At 46.4% G+C, this 18,429-nt stretch carries 15 protein-coding genes; 10 read left to right on the forward strand and 5 right to left on the reverse strand.

The window, feature by feature from the left end:
* Positions 1 to 254: 254 nt before the first annotated feature.
* The 4 genes from WJM45_RS00060 (at position 255) to tatB (ending at position 6,202) form a co-directional block, all read left to right on the forward strand.
* Positions 255 to 2,825: an EAL domain-containing protein gene (locus WJM45_RS00060; protein ID WP_341326978.1), complete on the forward strand. Its 2,571-nt coding sequence runs from the start codon at positions 255 to 257 to the stop codon at positions 2,823 to 2,825.
* 394 nt (positions 2,826 to 3,219) lie between these two features.
* A complete protein-coding gene (locus WJM45_RS00065; RefSeq protein ID WP_341326979.1) occupies positions 3,220 to 5,580 on the forward strand; it encodes a PhoX family phosphatase in 2,361 nt (786 codons plus the stop codon).
* A gap of 86 nt (positions 5,581 to 5,666) precedes the next feature.
* Complete coding sequence (tatA, locus tag WJM45_RS00070) at positions 5,667 to 5,882, forward strand: twin-arginine translocase TatA/TatE family subunit (protein WP_014146537.1); 216 nt, start codon at positions 5,667 to 5,669, stop codon at positions 5,880 to 5,882.
* Between the two features lie 8 nt (positions 5,883 to 5,890).
* Positions 5,891 to 6,202 (forward strand): Sec-independent protein translocase protein TatB, encoded by a 312-nt coding sequence (gene tatB / locus WJM45_RS00075; RefSeq protein ID WP_341326980.1) that lies wholly within the window; start codon positions 5,891 to 5,893, stop codon positions 6,200 to 6,202.
* Between the two features lie 133 nt (positions 6,203 to 6,335).
* On the opposite strand, the gene WJM45_RS00080 is transcribed toward tatB, so the two are convergent.
* Positions 6,336 to 7,322: a 2OG-Fe(II) oxygenase gene (locus WJM45_RS00080; RefSeq protein ID WP_341326981.1), complete on the reverse strand. Its 987-nt coding sequence runs from the start codon at positions 7,320 to 7,322 to the stop codon at positions 6,336 to 6,338.
* 257 nt (positions 7,323 to 7,579) lie between these two features.
* On the opposite strand from WJM45_RS00080, the gene lgt reads away from it, so the two are divergent.
* The gene (lgt, locus tag WJM45_RS00085) at positions 7,580 to 8,362 is read left to right on the forward strand and encodes a prolipoprotein diacylglyceryl transferase (RefSeq protein WP_341326982.1); all 783 of its coding nucleotides are present in this window, start codon (positions 7,580 to 7,582) and stop codon (positions 8,360 to 8,362) included.
* Positions 8,359 to 9,192: a thymidylate synthase gene (thyA, locus tag WJM45_RS00090; protein WP_341326983.1), complete on the forward strand. Its 834-nt coding sequence runs from the start codon at positions 8,359 to 8,361 to the stop codon at positions 9,190 to 9,192. Before lgt ends, thyA begins: the two co-directional genes overlap by 4 nt.
* Positions 9,193 to 9,740: 548 nt before the next feature.
* On the opposite strand, the gene WJM45_RS00095 is transcribed toward thyA, so the two are convergent.
* The 3 genes from WJM45_RS00095 to crp are packed head-to-tail and all read right to left on the reverse strand — an operon-like array spanning position 9,741 to position 11,483.
* Positions 9,741 to 10,271, reverse strand: a complete 531-nt coding sequence (locus tag WJM45_RS00095; protein ID WP_341326984.1) for a nucleoside triphosphate pyrophosphohydrolase family protein — start codon at positions 10,269 to 10,271, stop codon at positions 9,741 to 9,743.
* A gap of 59 nt (positions 10,272 to 10,330) precedes the next feature.
* Positions 10,331 to 10,810, reverse strand: a complete 480-nt coding sequence (locus WJM45_RS00100) for a YchJ family protein (RefSeq protein ID WP_341326985.1) — start codon at positions 10,808 to 10,810, stop codon at positions 10,331 to 10,333.
* A 19-nt stretch (positions 10,811 to 10,829) separates the two neighbouring features.
* Positions 10,830 to 11,483 (reverse strand): cAMP-activated global transcriptional regulator CRP, encoded by a 654-nt coding sequence (crp, locus tag WJM45_RS00105; RefSeq protein ID WP_014146545.1) that lies wholly within the window; start codon positions 11,481 to 11,483, stop codon positions 10,830 to 10,832.
* A 143-nt stretch (positions 11,484 to 11,626) separates the two neighbouring features.
* On the opposite strand from crp, the gene WJM45_RS00110 reads away from it, so the two are divergent.
* Both WJM45_RS00110 and speD read left to right on the forward strand, forming a co-directional pair.
* Positions 11,627 to 12,043: an OsmC family protein gene (locus tag WJM45_RS00110; RefSeq protein WP_341326986.1), complete on the forward strand. Its 417-nt coding sequence runs from the start codon at positions 11,627 to 11,629 to the stop codon at positions 12,041 to 12,043.
* Between the two features lie 3 nt (positions 12,044 to 12,046).
* On the forward strand, positions 12,047 to 12,838 hold the full coding sequence (speD, locus tag WJM45_RS00115; protein WP_341328989.1) for an adenosylmethionine decarboxylase: 792 nt from the start codon (positions 12,047 to 12,049) through the stop codon (positions 12,836 to 12,838).
* A gap of 742 nt (positions 12,839 to 13,580) precedes the next feature.
* Here speD and WJM45_RS00120 read toward each other — a convergent pair.
* The gene (locus WJM45_RS00120; RefSeq protein WP_341326987.1) at positions 13,581 to 13,712 is read right to left on the reverse strand and encodes a hypothetical protein; all 132 of its coding nucleotides are present in this window, start codon (positions 13,710 to 13,712) and stop codon (positions 13,581 to 13,583) included.
* A 618-nt stretch (positions 13,713 to 14,330) separates the two neighbouring features.
* On the opposite strand from WJM45_RS00120, the gene WJM45_RS00125 reads away from it, so the two are divergent.
* Together WJM45_RS00125 and WJM45_RS00130 are read left to right on the forward strand one after the other, a co-directional pair.
* Positions 14,331 to 16,691: a caspase family protein gene (locus WJM45_RS00125; RefSeq protein WP_341326988.1), complete on the forward strand. Its 2,361-nt coding sequence runs from the start codon at positions 14,331 to 14,333 to the stop codon at positions 16,689 to 16,691.
* 430 nt (positions 16,692 to 17,121) lie between these two features.
* Positions 17,122 to 18,345, forward strand: a complete 1,224-nt coding sequence (locus WJM45_RS00130; RefSeq protein WP_341326989.1) for an autotransporter outer membrane beta-barrel domain-containing protein — start codon at positions 17,122 to 17,124, stop codon at positions 18,343 to 18,345.
* Positions 18,346 to 18,429: the final 84 nt, after the last annotated feature.

Raw genomic sequence — 18,429 nt, forward strand, 5'->3', positions numbered from 1 at the left:
AGATTTTTTAAATAAATCCCCTTTTGCAAAGGGGGAAGCCAACATTACGACTGAATTGCGGTAATTTGCCACCCGGGTTTGAATACTTACAACATAAGGACATTTAATAACTATTTCGTACCGAAACTATTGTCTTATCTTTCCGGTATTCTTCGCTTAGAATGGCCTATTAATAAACCTTAATAACCGTAATAAAATAAATTGCCGATTATGTTGTTTCTAAGATTCGGCAAATCAATAAACGGATAGCCATTATGCAAGAACTGATGAAATTTTTATTCGGCAGCGCAGATTTAATGCCGCACGGTAATTGCTTCCTGTGGCAACCTAGCTTGCTATGGTTAACTGTAACGGCGAATATCGTGATCGCCTTGGCGTATTTTTCAATTCCGGTTGCGCTGCTTTATTTTGTTTATAAGCGTAAGCAAGTTGAATTCAAAGGCATATTATTACTATTCAGCCTGTTTATTTTTTCCTGCGGCGCGACGCATGTCATGCATGTCGTAACGATCTGGAAACCCGTTTACGGATTGTCGGGCATCATCGATGCATTGACTGCCGGTGTCTCTGTGGTAGCGGCCGTAATGCTTTGGCCCTTGATACCGAAAGCGCTATTGATTCCGAGCCCATCGGAATTATTGAAAGCCAATTCTCTGTTACAAGACGAAATTCGTTATAACTTACAAATACAAAATGAACTCAAGCGGCTCAATCAAGATTTAGACAAAACGGTTGAGTTACTGCAACAGAGTAACCAGGCTTTTCAGGAAAGCGAACAACGTTTCAAGCATGTCGTCAACGTCACGCCGACCGCGATATATACGTTGCTATTTACCGGCCATGACCGATATCCCTATAGAACGACATTTATAAGCGACGCCTTTTTAAGCATTACCGGGTTCGCACCTGTTGATTGGTACAGCAATGATAGCTTATGGATCGATCGTCTACATCCGGACGACCGAGAACAGACTATCGAATTAATGGAACAGCTGAAAGAAACCGGACAATTGAATCATCAATACCGGTTTCGGCATAAAGACGGCTCCTATCGTTGGATACATGACAGATCGATTATGACCCGAACATCGACTGGGGATATCGATGAAGTATTCGGCGCATGGATGGATGTGACCGAACATAAAGAAGCCGAAGAAGAACTGCACCTGGCTGCGATTACTTTCGAAAGCTTGCAAGGGATCATGATTACCGATCCTGATGCGACAATTTTGCGTGTCAATCAAGCATTCACGACAGTGACAGGTTATTCTGCCGAAGAAGTGATCGGCAAAAATCCGAATATTCTGCATTCCGACCGGCATGATCAATCATTTTATGAAGACTTATGGCGGCAACTGGAAATCGACGGTCGATTCGAAGGCGAGATTTGGGATCGCCGTAAGGACGGTTCGATTTTTCCGATTTGGCAATGCATTACCGCGGTTAAAAACAACCGGGGCGAAACGACGCATTATGTTGCGGTGTTTACCGATCTGAGTGAGAAGAAAAAATTCGAGGAATATATTTCGCAATTGGCTTTTTACGATCCGTTGACTGATTTACCGAATCGCAGATTGTTACTCGAAAGAATCGAACAGGTATTGATACAAGCCAAACGAAAAAATACTTATGCGGCGATTCTGTATATGGATTTAGATCGATTCAAGGTATTGAATGATTCGATGGGGCATCAAACCGGCGATGAGTTATTGGTCCAAGTAGCCAAACGTTTGAAGCAATCGATACGACAAGAGGATACGCCGACTCGCCTCGGAGGTGACGAGTTCGTTATCTTGGTGCATACCGATAGCGATCGTCAAGATGAGGCGACTCAAAAAATTTTAAATCTTTCCGAAAAAATTATGCGTAAGTTGAATGAACCCTATTTAATCAAAGGCAACGAGCATTATTTTAGTTCCAGCATGGGTGTTACCTTATTTTCCGGGCAGTGCCAATTGGCGGCGACCGATTTACTGCAACAGGCCGACACTGCAATGTATCGGTCGAAAGAGAAAGGTCGTAATACCATCAGTTTTTTCGATCAAAGCATGCAAGAAGCTGCCGATAAAAGTTTGCAGATCGAAAATGCACTACGAATGGCGATAGAGCAACAGCAATTTACGCTTTATTTTCAACCTCAGGTCGATAGAACCGGTCGGATAATCAGCGCAGAAGCATTGATTCGTTGGAACTATCCGGGTAAGGGATTGATTGCGCCCAACGAGTTTATTCCAATCGCTGAGGAAACGGGGATAATACAGCAAATAGGCGCTTGGGTTATTGAGGCGTCGTGTAGACAGATTAAACTATGGCAACAAGCCGGTAGGGACTATGCTTATGTCTCGGTTAACGTGAGTTCGCAACAATTTCGGCAAAAAGATTTCGTGATTAAAGTCAAGCAAGCCATTGTGCAAGCCGATATCGAATCAAGTCGATTAATGATTGAAATAACCGAAAGTGTACTGATGCAGGATATCAACGACACTGTTGAAAAAATGCAGGCATTGACGGAATTGGGAATCGCGATTTCGATCGATGATTTCGGTACCGGCTATTCGTCGCTGGCCTACTTGACGCAATTTCCGCTTAGCCAATTAAAGATCGATCAGCGTTTTGTCAAAAATATTGATGTCGATAAGAACAGTGCCGTGATTGTCGAAACCATTATTGCGATGGCAGGCAACCTGGGTTTAAAGGTCGTTGCCGAAGGCGTCGAAACCGAACGGCAGTTGGAGTTTCTCGTTGAAAAAGGGTGCGTCGTATTTCAAGGCTATTTTTTCGGCAAGCCGGTGCCGGTCGATCAATTTGGGATGAACATTGAGTGAATGGAAACCAAAAGTGATAGCCATTGAAAATGTATAAGCCTAATAAGAAAAGTCAGTACAAAACAAAGTTAACCCAATTAGCCACTCACTGCCATTAAGTTAAGGAAATCCGTCATTCCGCCATGGACTGGCGGAATCCAGTGCCATGGATGGCAAGCTTTTGAGGCACATTAGAGCTTGAATACAAGCATTACTTATTTTTGTGACACCATTAACTTAATGGCAGTGAATTATCCACTAAGTTAATTCATTGATACTTGTCAATTATCGATTAAGTCTTGCACGGTAACGCTTTCGTCATTTTACAGTCACTAAATCTTCATCATTTTTTCACATGTCCTCACTATAGTGACCGCTCACCTTAACCCTGATTAAGCGAAGAGAGAGGCATTAGATGAGCGATAATAAACAAACGATGATTGAGATGGACAATGGCGACGAGCCGATGAGCAATCATTCGGATAACCCGCATTTCGCAACGATTTTAGAAAAGAGATTGTCGCGCCGCCAAGTCTTGAGCGGCAGCTTAACTGCGGCCGTGGCTGGTGTGTTCGGCGCTTCCGGGATCAATAATTTAGCCGAAGCGGCAAAGCCCGGTTTCCTGCCGCCGCGAGTAGGTAAACCTCCATTTGCATTGAAGCCGACATTGGGTTTCGACGCGATTCCTATCACGCGTTCCGATACAGCAACCATCCCGCACGGTTATAAAGCGCAAGCACTGATTCCTTGGGGTACGCCGATCACCGGTGGCTATCCGGAATTCAATTCGGCCGACAGCAATACCGGTGAAGAGCAAGAACAACAAGTCGGCTCGCATCACGACGGCATGCATTACTTCCCGATGCAAGACGACCCGAACGGTCACGGCCTATTGTGCGTGAACCATGAGTATGTCGATCAACGTGTATTTCATGCAGCCGGCGCAACTTTCGTTGCCGGTCAACGGCCGACCGACGAAGTCAGAAAAGAGATTGCCGCGCACGGCGTCAGTGTAGTCGAGATCCAAAAAAATGCGATCAGCGGCGAGTGGGGCGTGGTCAACGGTTCGTACAACCGCCGTGTTACGGCCGGTACGCCTGCCGAAATTCGCGGCCCGGTACGCGGCAGCGATTTGGTCAAAACCAAATACAGCCCGGACGGAACGATGGCGCGCGGCACGATCAATAACTGCGCTCACGGTTACACGCCTTGGGGCACTTATTTGACTTGTGAAGAAAACTGGGCCGGCTATTTCGTCAGCCGCGTGCAATTGGCCCGCGCGGAAGCTTTGTTGAACTGGTTTGAAGACACGCAACCCTGGCTGTATCCGGGACGGAAAACGTCGTTCGTCCAAGGTCGTTACTTTGCGCGTTTCTATCCGGAAACCGACCGTATCATCGGTATCTTCGACGAATTCTTCGATCAAAAAGTTACCAACTTGGTTTACTCGCAAGCCGGTAATACCTTTAATGATTCTGATCGTGTATTGGAAGGCGAATTCGGCGCCTTATTGGCACAAGCCGGTATCGACCAAGACTTGTCGTTGAGCCGGCCGAGAGAACAAAGTCGTTTCGGAGTGGCCACCGCCAACAGCCGTTACCGTTGGGAAACCGCACAGAGCGGCGAAGATCAATACATCCGTTTCGATGCCACGCCTAAAGGCGCCGATGCGACCGAAGATTACCGCAACGAGCCGAACACCCAAGGCTGGGTGCTGGAAATCGATCCGTTCGATCCAAACAGCACACCGATCAAACGCACCACAATGGGCCGTTTCGCGCATGAAGGCGCTTGGTTGTCTCCGCCGCAATTGGGTCAGCCGATCACATTCTATATGGGCGACGATGCACGTAACGAATATATCTATAAATTCGTGACCAAGGCGCGTTACAGTAAAAACGCCAACGGGGACATGTTGGATGAAGGCATCTTGTACGTTGCCCGCTTCAATGACGACGGCACCGGCGAATGGTTGGCGTTGGACATCAATAATCCGAAATTCCAAGCCGCGGCTGCCGCTGCCGGTGTCGAATTCGCGGATCAAGCCGATGTGTTGGTCAACACCCGCTTGGCGGCCGATGTCGTTGGTGCGACGAAAATGGATAGACCTGAGTGGGGTACGGTACATCCGCAAACACGCGAAGTCTATATGACCCTGACCAACAACAGTTCACGTACGGATGAGAATGGTAATAACCCAATCGACGCAGCCAATCCGCGCGGACCGAATCCGTACGGTCACATCATTCGTTGGCGCGAGCAAGGTAATCGTTCTTGGGCGACCAAATTCGAATGGGATATCTTCGTCTTGTCGGGTCCTGAAGTCGATAGCCAAGTATTGCCTGAACAAGGTGGGCCTGCATTGACGCAAGAAAACATTCACGCTAGCGCGGATGGTTTGTGGATCGACCAATTCGGTACGATGTGGATTCAGACCGACATGAGCGGCTCGCAGCAAGCTTCGGGTCCGTTCGGTAATAACTCAATGTTGGCGGCAAATCCTGAGACGGGTGAAATCAAACGATTCTTATCCGGTCCATGGGATCAAGAAACCACAGGCGTCGTTTCGACACCGGACGGTAAAACCTTGTTCGTCAACTTCCAGCATCCGGGCGATCGCTCGCAACCGGGCGTGTTCACTAGTAACTGGCCGGACAGCGGCGCGGTTTACGGACATCCTGGCGATGATGAAGTTGTGCCGAATCCGAACGGTCCGCGTCCGCGCTCGGCGACATTGGTCGTTACGCGTGAAGACGGCGGCGTAGTCGGTTTATAAAGAGCTCGTGAGTTAGTCATTTTCTAAAGGAAGACTCGTGGGCAAGGATGCCCATTTTTTAAAAATGCTTTTAGTCGAGAGATACAATGGGCATCAGCGTTACGCAATTAGTCATCATCATGGTCATCGTTATTCTTTTATTCGGCACCAAACGCGTTAGAAATTTGGGTTCCGATTTGGGCGTCGCGATAAAGAGTTTTCGCAATTCAGTCAAGGAAGGCGAGGACGATAAACAATTAAGCAAAGACGAATCCGAAAAAGTGGAAGATTCGGTCGAATTGCAACATCAAAGCAAAGTCTAAATCCCGTTATGTTTGATATCGGTTTTACCGAACTATGCATGATCGGTTTGGTCGCTTTGTTGGTCATAGGGCCTGAAAAACTGCCGAAGGTGGCCCGCGTTGCGGGCTTTTGGGTAGGCAAGGCGAAAAATACCGTGGCCAAAGTCAAGGCCGAAATCAAGGAAGAACTGGACGCAGAAGAACTGCGTCAAGCGGTCCGAGAGCAAAGCGGCTTGGAGGAGATCGAGAATTTCAAAGCAGAGGCTGATGAACTCAGGCAAAAAATTAACAAGCCGATGCCGTCGATCGTTCCATCGCCGAAGCGCGCCAAGAAACTTTGATAGCGAAAAATGCAAAGCGCTTAACGCTTAAACGGTAAAGGATAAAGGAAGCCATGGAATTTGACAGATGCATTAATACCGTTACAGTTTGCTAACCGCTAACCGCTAACCGCTAACCGCTAACCGCTAACCGCTAACCGCTATCATCATCCCCCCACATAAACGTCAGCAACACATATCGTTTTCCGGCAGTCACATCGGTCGCGGCGTGAAGTAAGGTTCCGGAAAACACTAATGCGCCTCCTGCCGGAGGACGGTAACGGTTAGCTCCGAATTCCGGAAAAACGATTTCGCCTCCCGTGTAATCGTCGTTCAAATTCAGCGATAATGCGAAACGCCGATGTTTGGCATCCGGCGTCACATTATCCCTATGCAGGCGAAAATAACCGCCGGTGATTGCATCGTAAGCCACGACTTTATAACTTTCCAGTCGGGTTACCGGATAATGAAAGGCGCGGGCAATAACCGGCAATAACCGCTCGACTAATGCGTCGTTTATAGCCTGAGCCAAATCCGGATCCTTTAAGCGATGATCGCTCCTAATTTTAGTCCTGGTATCGGGAATAAGTGTCGGTTCCCCGGCGACCATGCGCACCATGCCGCTATCGAAGTTATCCGCTTCATGAGCAGCAATCAATTGTTTACACAACGAAGAGGGCAACACTTCAGGAACGATTAAGACCGGGGCTGTTTCATTGCAAACTATGGAGTTTTGCGCCGGGATCGCATCGAGGATGTGTTCTATTTCGTTGAGAGTGGGGTTTTCAAGACAGGCAAAAACGGTCAAGGTAGGGCGCAATATCAATACCAGCGGTTCGCTTACTTGCGAGGCGTTTAAAAAAGCCTGTGTCAAGCGCCCGTCATCCTGAAGTATTGGAAATGGGGAATCGATCTGATGATTTTGATTTCCGGAAAATACTCCGAGTAGGTTGGTATGATTAGTTATCGGCTCATATCGTATGAGTTCGACTTGAATGGCGGAAAATACGATAACAACCGGACCTTGTCCACAGTAGTGTTCATAAAAAGTTACCGGCATTCCGTCTATTTCCGGTAATAAAAAATCCGGAGCGATTTTACCAGGCCGGATTTTTTGACAGGGTTCGTTTATAGTTGGCAATTTAATCTCCATTTAATGTCTTGAAGTATCGTTGAAAGCCCAAATTTCGATTCACTCCACACTTAAAAATGAAGTCGCACGAATTTTCAGTATCAAAGAAGTAGTTTGAGCACAATTTGGAAAGATAACAGCAGAACATGACAAATCGTTGAAAGTTTATTGAATATTTAATGACAATAGAGAGTTACTTGTGCTTATCGGGATGCGGCGGAAGACATGTATAATGGAAGGCCTTTAATCATTACCTATCGAGAAAAATGCTGACTTATCCTAATATCGATCCTGTTGCGTTCAGTCTGGGCCCCGTAAAAGTCCATTGGTATGGCTTGATGTACTTGATCGGGTTTGCCGCCGTTTGGGTGTTGGGCAAAAAAAGAGCCGAACAACCCTGGTCGCCGGTCAAACCGGAAGCGATCGAAGACCTCGTTACTTATGGCGCACTAGGGGTCATACTGGGTGGACGATTGGGTTATATTTTGTTTTATAACTTCAGTGAATTTTTGAACGATCCGAGCATCATTTACAAAATCTGGCAGGGCGGCATGTCCTTTCATGGCGGTATGCTCGGCGTGTTTGTTGCGATGTGGATTTTCGGGCGGAAACATAATTGCACCATGTTGCAATTAACCGACATCATCGCACCACTGGCGCCGATCGGATTGGGTGCGGGCCGTATCGGCAATTTTATCAATGCCGAATTGTGGGGACGAACGACCGATGTGCCTTGGGGGATGGTGTTTCCGAATGCCGGGCCATTGCCGCGACATCCCTCGCAGCTTTACGAAGCGTTTCTCGAAGGATTGGTGTTGTTCGTCGTGCTTTGGATTTATAGCAGTAAACCGAGGCCGACAATGGCCGCGACCGGTTTGGCGGTGATGCTTTACGGATGCTTTCGGTTTTTTGTCGAATTTTATCGCATGCCCGATGCGCATCTGGGTTATTTGATGTTGGATTGGGTCACGATGGGGCAGATTCTATCGACTCCAATGATATTAATCGGCGGATTTATGTTCTACTGGGCTTACAGAAAAACCGCATGAAGCAATATCTGGATTTATTGGAAAAAATCTTAACCGAAGGGAAGTTGAAAGGCGATAGAACCGGTAGCGGTACTTTATCGATTTTCGGTCATCAAATGCGATTTCCGTTGGCGGACGGATTTCCGTTGGTGACAACCAAAAAAGTTCATTTGAAATCGATCATTCATGAGCTACTTTGGTTTTTGCAAGGCGATACCCGTTTGGATTATTTGCATCGGCACGGTGTGTCGATTTGGGATGAATGGGCCGATGCCGACGGTGGCTTGGGACCGGTGTACGGTTATCAATGGCGTTCATGGCCGACTCCTGATAAAACCTGTATAGATCAGATTGCTACAATAATCGAGCAATTAAAAAGCAACCCTAATAGCCGGCGCATGATCGTTTCGGCTTGGAATGTTGCCGATTTGCCTGATGAGAAACTAAGTCCGCAACAAAACGTCGCCAACGGCAAAATGGCATTGGCGCCTTGTCATGCGTTATTTCAGTTTTATGTTGCCGACGGTAAATTATCTTGCCAGTTGTATCAGCGCAGCTGCGATATTTTTTTGGGGTTGCCGTTCAATATCGCCAGTTATGCGTTATTGACGCATATGGCCGCTCAGCAGAGCGGTTTAGAGGTTGGCGATTTTATTTGGACCGGCGGCGATGTCCATTTGTATTTGAATCACCTGGAGCAGGCTAAATTGCAATTGACGCGCGAGCCTTATCCCTTGCCTCGCTTAGCGATCAAACGCAAGCCGGAATCGATATTCGATTATCGCTTCGAAGATTTTGAGATGCTCGATTACCAAGCTCACGCGCATATCAAGGCGACGATTTCGGTTTAGGAATGAGCACGAAATAACGTAGGTCTTTTTGATTCCTCATTTCCAGAAGGTGGGAACGTACCTCGTTCCCACCGCTCCAGCGTGGGAATGCATACCGATCTTGCCTCTGCAGCTACTCCCTTTTGATTAAAAAAACCGTCTAAGAAAAAGGTATGGGATGTGTCTATCGAGGACCGCCGTGAACCCGTCCATGTAGGCTCTATGCCAGCTCCATGCTGGTCCCTCACCTAGCGTTAGGTGAGGGATCGAACACCCCGGCGCCTCCTCGGGCACTGCCGAAATTTGAAGTGCGAAAGGTATAAACTTAAATTCGGCAGTTAAACCATGAAGCACATGAAGTTCATGAAGGATTTCAAGAAATTACCTAAATCTTCTCGCTAACCTTTTTGGTGAGCGAAAGCTTGATTCATACGCGTAATAAGTTATTGAATTAACTTTCTATTCTTCATGATCTTCATGGTGAAATGCTTTTTCTAGGATAAAAGGTATGAGTTCCCACGGAGGATCGTGGGAACCAGAAAGCAGTTGTCGAAGTTATTTCATGTTCGTTATTCGTACATGAATTCGCTCAAGTCCGGCGCTTTCGGTAATTGCAATTGAGTTAGCCTATCCGCGTTTTTTATCGCATTCAGTCTGTCCATGTTATTGGCGTGAACGCACTGGAAGGCGCCGTTAAAGTCGGCATTCAAAAAGGCTTTAGTTAGGTGAACACATAAGCAATAGAGTGCGGAATAGTTTTTCGGATCGCCGTCTTTACATCGATCGATTTCCTTCGACAACAAGGTCATGACCGATAGCACGAAGCCGTCGTGCTGCCAATTCACCGGTTCATCGCTGACTTCATTCCCCGAAAGCGCGATTGCGCTCAACGCGTAATAGGCGAGATCGGTCAAGCCGGCCAGAATAGCCGCCATTTCGCCGGATTTGATTGCCTTAAAGGTTTCGCTGCCGCCGTCCATCAGTAAAGCCTGACGTAGAATGATATCCATATCGGAAACTTCGACGGGCGCTCCGTGCTCGGCTTGCGGAATCGCTAATTCGTCGTGGTAAGCCCTGATTGCTGCTAAATGCTGATTCATTGCTGTCCCCTTTTTTGATGGATGTCGAAATGAGACTGAATGAGGCGAAAAAAGTTGCGTTAATTTTGTCCGCAGCAACGTTTGAATTTTTTTCCGCTGCCGCAGGGGCAGGGTGCATTTTTGCCTTGGCCGCTTTCCGATTTCGGTTGGCCGATCGATTTGACCAGACCGTCCAGATAATACCAGCGTCCGCCGGATTTTTTGAAACGGCTGAGTTCGTGCATGACGCGTTCTTCGTTATCGAGGCTAAAATAGGCTTTAAACTCCACTAAACCTTTAGCGTCGTTTTTACCGCCTTTTTTGACATTGACGATTTCGAGCTTGGTCCAAACCGTTTTATCTTTGGAAAAATCGATAGACTGAGGCTTTTTAGCATTGTCCCAGGTTGCTAAAAGATAAGCCGCGTCATGATAGGCATAAGCGGTAAAACGCGAACGCATTAAGATTTCCGCGGTTTCGGCAAATCGGCTACCGTTATGGTAAGTCCGGCAGCATTGTTCGTACGGTAACCCCGAACCGCATAGACACATATCAACCATCGATGTAATATTGTTTACGTCAACGGGTGCCGAATACGACGATGGTTTTGCCGTGGGCGGTAATCAGGCCTTTATCTTCAAGCTCCTTGAGTACGCGTCCCGCCATTTCCCGAGAACAACCGACAATCCGGCCGATTTCTTGACGGGTGATGCGCAGTTGCATGCCGTCCGGGTGAGTAACGGCATCCGGTTCTTTTGCTAGGTCGAGAAGGGTGCGAGCGATACGGCCTTCCACATCCATGAAGGCGAGGTCGCGGAATTTGCGGCTGGTGATTAAAAGGCGAGAGGCTAATTGTTCACCGAGCATGGACAGGATTTCGGGAGCATATTCCAGCAATTCTTTTTTTAATGCTTGTTTTAGCCTTTCATAACCGATTTCCGCTAATTTGCAGGGCGTTCGCGTGTTAACGCTTACTTCTCGAGTGTCGGTCGGTTTAAATACACCGATTTCGCCGATAAAGTCGTGTTTGTTTAAATAAGCAAGGATCAATTCACGGCCGTCTTCGTCTTCGACACCGATACTGACAGAACCTTCGATAATAAAATAGAGGCGGTCACCGGTATCTCCGGGACGAATGATGGTGGTTTTGGCCGGGTAGGACTTGGTATGGCACAAGTGTAAAAAAGGCTCCAATGCATCTCTATATGCCGGGTTTAGCTTACTAGGGGTCATAACAACTAATCATCCTCTAACTATGTTGTAAAAAAAATTCCGCTAACAGTGCCGCATTTTTATAAAAAAATCAACAATGATGATCTTTTAAATTTAGCCTGGTGTGGTAATCTATGCGACTTTTATTGAGTCGGTATAGACAGATGGAAGCGAAAGTTAAATGGGTTGACGGTGTGATGTTTGTTGGCGAAACCGGTAGCGGACATGCAGTCGTCATGGACGGTTCGCCAGACCATGGCGGACGTAACATGGGGGCGAGGCCGATGGAAATGATTTTACTCGGACTAGGCGGTTGCTCGTCTTTCGATGTTGTAGACATTTTGCGCAAAGGCAGAAACGACATCGTCGATTGTCGTGTCGAAATAACGGCGGAACGAGCGGAATCCATACCCAGCGTATTCACCAAAATTCATTTACATTTTGTCGTAACCGGACGTGAACTTAAAGCGAATGCTGTAGAACGCGCGATAAAATTATCGGCGGAAAAATATTGTTCCGCATCCATCATGCTGGGTAAGACGGCAGAGGTTACCCACGACTTTGAAGTAATCGAGGTTTGATAAATTTTGAAAAAATTAAAATTACACGGCTTTAACAACTTAACAAAGTCGCTCAGCTTTAATATTTATGATGTTTGTTATACACCGGCCGATCAAAAACAGGCTTATATAGACTATATCGATGAGGCATACAATGCCGACCGCCTCACACAAATATTAAAGGATGTCGCCGAAATTATCGGCGCCAATATTCTGAATATTGCGCATCAAGATTACGACCCGCAAGGTGCCAGCGTGACCATGTTGATTGCCGAGGGTATGGATACTGAAGTCGATGCCGAGCAACTCAACAGCGAGTCGCCGGGACCGCTGCCCGAAACCGTGCTCGCGCATTTGGACAAGAGCCATATTACCGTGCATACCTATCCCGAATGTCACCCCGATACCGAGATCAGCACATTCCGAGCGGATATCGATGTATCGACTTGCGGTCAGATATCGCCGTTAAAAGCATTAAATTATCTGATTCATAGTTTTGAATCCGATATTGTGATCATGGATTATAAAATACGTGGCTTTACACGAGATGTATCGGGGCAAAAGCATTATATCGATCATAATATTACGTCGATTCAAAAATATATCTCGGAAGATACGCGCGAAAAATATCAAATGATCGACGTTAATGTCTATCAAGAACATCTTTTCCATACCAAAATGCTGTTGAAGGAAACCGAGTTGGAAAATTATTTGTTCGAAAAAGAAAGCGCGTTTAGCGATGAAGAAAAAGAGGCTATTCAAGAGCAATTGCAGCAAGAAATGGCTGAAATATTTTACGGAAGAAATTATGCTTAATTTTAGTTAGCAGTTAGCAGTTAGCAGTTAGCAGTTAGCAGTTAGCAGCGAATAGTGAATTTTTGCGCGGATAGGTTGTATTTGAGCTATCCATATCTTTTATTGCTTAAGACATTGTGACCAAGGAAGGTCTCAATTCCCTGTTTTCCCATTTCGACAACTTTAGGAAAAAACACGTCATTTCCGTTTCGTATTGGCGTAGTCCAGTGCAGGGTGGCCGTAGCTTCATATCCATGGCCTAGAATATCGTCAATTCAGCCGAGATGACGAATAACGCCGTAAATACATTACAAAATAAGCTATAATTTGGCGCTTATGTTTTTTCCCTTCTCTCGCCTATAAGGCTCATCGTTATACATAAGTCAAAAATTACCGTTTTCCTCGTTCCCACCGCTCCAGCGTGGGAATGCTACCGATCTTGCCTCGGCTGACAAGGTATGGGTTCCCACGGAGGACCGTGGGAACCAGAAAAAATTACTGTTTTGCAATCTTAGCTAATGAGGCCTCGATACCATTTTTTGTCGCCCAACGTTTCCGACTTTCCCTCACCTAGCGTTAGGTGAGGGACGATCTGGGGATCGCTCCCAAAGAGCATCCTGCCCTCTTGTGGGAGCGACGCCTTTGTCGCGATTTCGAAGCCACTGATGTTCAATATCCGCAGATTTATCAAACAACACCGTTTTCAGGTATACAGATGACCTCTGTTTAGCAAGTTTACCGATACTTGTGTATAACGGCGAGCCTATAAGGTTTCGGCATCGATTGCCGAATTTTCCCTAAAAATTTCCCAAAATTTTAAAAATTTATCGCTGTGCCGTTTTAAGTCAAGCGTACTAATACCGTTGAGTGGACTGATTTTATAAGAGGTTTTCATGAACTGATCGGCTATTTTGTTTCTAGCATGATTTAAAAATTAGTACTAATATTATTTTTTGTGAAAATGTTCGCAAAATGCCAATATTTATAATGAATATTTTTCGGTAGTGTGAATTCCCTTAACATCGGTTTGTGGTTGGAGCCTAGTTGCCATAGCTCTCTGTGGGAATCCAAACCGAACTTAATAGCCATGACTATTAGGCAGGGCTACTCCCTTTTGACCGAAAAAGCGTATAAGAACGAGAAGGTGTGGGGTATGCCTAGCGAGGATGTCGGCGGCAGGGAGCTGCCGTCAAGCCCCCATGGACGGGTTCACGGCGCTCCTCGATAGGCATACCCCATACCCAACAAAGTTGAACGATTCTTCAGTAAGAAGGGAGTAATGATAGTCTAAAGCCCCCTAAGAGTAATTATTCACACCCTCTATCGTTCCCACGCTCCGGCGTTGGAATGAAGACCAGGACGCTCTAGCGTCTCGTACCGCTGGAGCGGTACTCAGACGTTCCCACGCAGAGCGTGGGAACGATAATTGCCAGAGGACTGAATAGTTACCCCCCTAAGAAGCTCTAAATTTTATGTCTACATTATATCAATAATCTTGATTCGGCTTACAGCTATGAAACTGTTTCCCTTATTAGCTTCAATGACAATTGTAGTGTTGGCCGCTTGTACGGCAGATTCCGTTGTGGTCAAGGAGCGCGCGGCGGATTTTGCGAAAGTGGAACAGATGCGCGATGCCGATAAACTTTATATCGTGGATTGTCTCCTGCCCGGTCAAATTAGAAGAATGGGCCGGATGATGACCTTTTTAACGGCCAAGGTTCCGATCAAGACCACCGCGCTGGACTGCGAAATTCGGGGCGGCGATTATGTCGCATTCGATCGTTCGAATTATGCGACCGCTTTGAACTTATGGCTCCCTGCCGCTCAAGAGGGAGATGCCGAAGCTCAGGCCTATGTCGGGGAAATTTTTCAAAAAGGGCTTGGAACGCAGCCCGATTATCAAAGCGCGGCGTTATGGTTTAAAAGGGCGGCCGAGCAGGGCAACAAGCGAGCGCAATTAAGTCTCGGTTATCTCTATGAAAAGGGACTTGGTGTCGAACAGGACTCCGCCGTTGCTATGGAATGGTACCAGAAAGCCTCGGGACTCGACGATAAAGATCTTCGCTATGCGGCAACTCTGCAAACTTCACCGGATGAAGGCTTGTTGGAGGAAATCAAATGGCTCAAAGCCGAGCTCAACAACAGCCGCAATGAGGCAAGACGCTTATCGGGCGAACTCGCGAAAACGCAGCGCCAATTACAGGAAAGCCAACAAAAACTGCAACGCTACTTAGACGAGCGCAACAATACCCAGTCGAAATTAGATGCGGCTATCGGCCGAGGCGACAATGCGGCCATCGCCGATTTAAAAAGGAAATTGCAAGATGCGGAACGGGAATTATCGTCTTACGCGGCTCAGGTGGGCAATCTTGAAAAGCAGTATCGTCAAGAAGTCGACCAACTCAACAGTAAATTGCAGGAAACCGAAAACCGGGCCAATCAAATCTATAGCCAACTCAAAAAACAGAAGACCGAAGCCGGCGAAATCCAGCTTAAATTAGTCAACGCCGAGGCGCAATTAGCAAAAACCGAGCAAGAATTGTTGTCGGCCAAGAGTCCCGTTTCGGTCACTCCGACGGCGGGCGATACGCAGCAATTGGACGCAATCGAACGAAAGCACCAGGATGCCCTGAAGAAAATTCAAAAGGACTTACAAGAAAAAGAAAACCGCGAACGGCTCATGGCCGATCAGATTGCAAGCCTCGAAGCCGACAAGAAAAGATACGAACAAGAAATCCAACAATTACAGAAGTCTTCGGTGACCGTGGCAGCGGCGCAAAAACCCGTGATCGAAATTATCGATCCGCCTTTCATGCGAATCCGCGGAGTACCAACCGTAACATTGCGTTCTGCCGTCAAAGAACGGGAAATCATCGGCAAGGCCAGTTCGCCGGCGGGTATGTTGTCGGTGTTGATCAACGATGTAAAAAGCCGTATCGACGAGCGTGGGTTGTTTAACAGAAGCATTGCCATCACCGCTCAGGAAACGCCGGTTAGGATCGTAGCGGTCGATAACAATGGCGCACGCGAAAGCCTCGAATTCAAAATGACCTTGGAAGACCCAATAAGCGATAGTCAACGCGGTAAAGATGACATTACCCGCTTGCACACTGTCAGCCCATGGAAAGGTTTGGATTTCGGCCATTATCATGCCCTAATCATCGGAAACAATCGTTATCAGAAAATTCCGTCTCTCGATACGCCGGTCAATGATGCGCGAGCGGTTGACCGGGTTCTTCGTGAAAAATACGGATTTAAAACAAAATTATTGATCGACGCTAATCGTTATCAAATCTTGTCGGCGATGAATGAAATGCGAGCCAAGCTGACCGAAAAGGATAATTTACTGATTTACTATGCCGGCCATGGCGAGTTGGATCAAGTCAACATGCGCGGTCATTGGTTGCCGGTCGATGCCGAAGCCGACAATAATGCGAATTGGATATCGACCATATCGATCACCGATATTTTGAATGCGATGTCCGCAAAGCACGTCATGGTCGTTGCGGATTCTTGTTACTCCGGTGCGATGACCCGTTCTTCACTGGCGCGTCTGGATGTCGGTATGAGTCCCGAAAAGAAATCCGAATGGCTGAAAGCGATGCTCAAAGCCCGGTCCCGGACCGTAATGACCTCGGGCGGATTGAAACCTGTCATGGATGGCGGCGGAGGCGAGCATTCGGTATTCGCAGCCTCCTTCATCAAGGCATTGGATCGCAACGATTCTTTGCTCGAAGGACAGGAATTGTACCGGAACGTATCAGCCAATATCGTAGCGATAGCAGCGAAGTACGGTATCGAGCAAGTTCCCCAATATGCGCCGGTTAATCATGCGGGGCATGAGTCAGGGGAATTTTTCTTTGTGCCGAAATAGCGGCATTAAATCCAAGGTCAAATTTGAATGTTACCGGTATGTTATTAGGTAGGGTATTCAGGCTTATAAAGGTATTTTTTAATGAGGTTGCCCGACTCGGGGCAAACACATTAAAAGTTTCTATTGCCCTCATGTTACGCCGTGTTGAATTTTAAGTTATTGGGATATTTCCTTAATCCTAGAAAAAGCATTTCACCATGAAGATCATGAAGAATGGGAAGTTAATTCAATAGCTTATTAAGCGTTTGTATAGAACTTTCGCTCACCAAAAAGGTTAGCGAGAAGGATTTGGTAAGTTCTTGGAATCCTTCATGAACTTCATGTGTTTCATGGTTAAACTGCCGAATTCAGGTTAATAAATATATAAATCAGTAGCATAAAAAAATCCAGTGTAAGTAAATAATTTTTTTAATCTAACGGGGGAAGTTAAATGAGTCTTTTTAAAAAATCGCTAGTTTATACGGTAGTAAGTGGCTTGCTTATGCCATTGGGGCAAGTATCTGCTACGGAGACTGTTAATCAAGCAGAAGTTAATAACGCTATGTGCGGCAGTAGATCTTCGACTATTAGTCAATTTTGCAATACAAGTTTAGAGGGGCTTACTCAGCTCTCATCCATGCAAACTGCCGCTCAAAGTATGAACGCATTAGCAATGAACAATGTACAGTTATCGTCGATCGGCGCACGAGTTGCCGCCGTAAGGGGAGGTCGTCAAGGTGTCGGTTTGAATTTAAGCGGCTTATTGTTTGATGACGTAAATAACCCGCTAGCTCTAGGACAAACGAACAAAGCCGCTGCGGGCGATACCGGTTATGAAAGACTTGGTATATTTGTTAACGGTAACATCGGATTCGGCGACAGACGAGCAACTGTCAATGAACTCGGTTACAATCTCGATGAGCATGGCGCGACTTTTGGCGCGGATTATCGAATTACCGATAATTTTCTCCTTGGTGCAGCGTTCGGTTATAACAATTCAACTTCTCGGTATTTTAATAGTTTAGGAAGAAATGAAAATGACAGTTATACCGGCGCAATTTATGGATCATTTTTTACCGAAAGCGGTTTTTTTATTGACGGTATTTTTTCCGGCAGTCACTTAGAGTATGACTCGATTAGAAATATTGCGGTCGCAAACACGAACGCTCAGGGAAATACTCAAGGTGATGAATTTAATTTAAGTATGAATACCGGCTATAACATGGCATTTGGAGGGCTGACCTTGACTCCTCAAGTGCGAGTCGATTACACGACGACTCAGGTCGATGCGTTAACGGAAACTGGTGGAGCGGGTTTAGCTTTGCATATCGGTAGTCAAGAGTTCGAGTCGTTGCAAACCGCGGCCGGTTTGCAACTTTCTTATGCGCTGAGTTTGCCATGGGCGATTATCGTACCAAGTGCGAAAGCTGAGTATATTCATGAGTTTGAAAACGATAGTCGGCGAATTAACGCACGTTTTGTGGCTGATCCTACTGCTCAGTTCTCAATAATTACCGATAATCCCGATAGAGACTACATTGTTATGAATGCAGGTATTTCGGCGCAATTCGCTTATGGTTTGTCGGCATTTGCCAATTACGATACGGTTCAAGCCCATTCGTTCGTTAATAACCATAACTTTAGCGGCGGTTTAAGATGGGCGGTATCTTTCTAGAAAATAGTATGATTTAGATTTTAGTCGTATCCGGGACAATCAGGATTAGGAGTAATCCTGATTGCCTTTATGAAATAATTAGTA

This window comes from Methylotuvimicrobium sp. KM2 (genome assembly GCF_038051925.1).
Classification (GTDB): domain Bacteria; phylum Pseudomonadota; class Gammaproteobacteria; order Methylococcales; family Methylomonadaceae; genus Methylotuvimicrobium.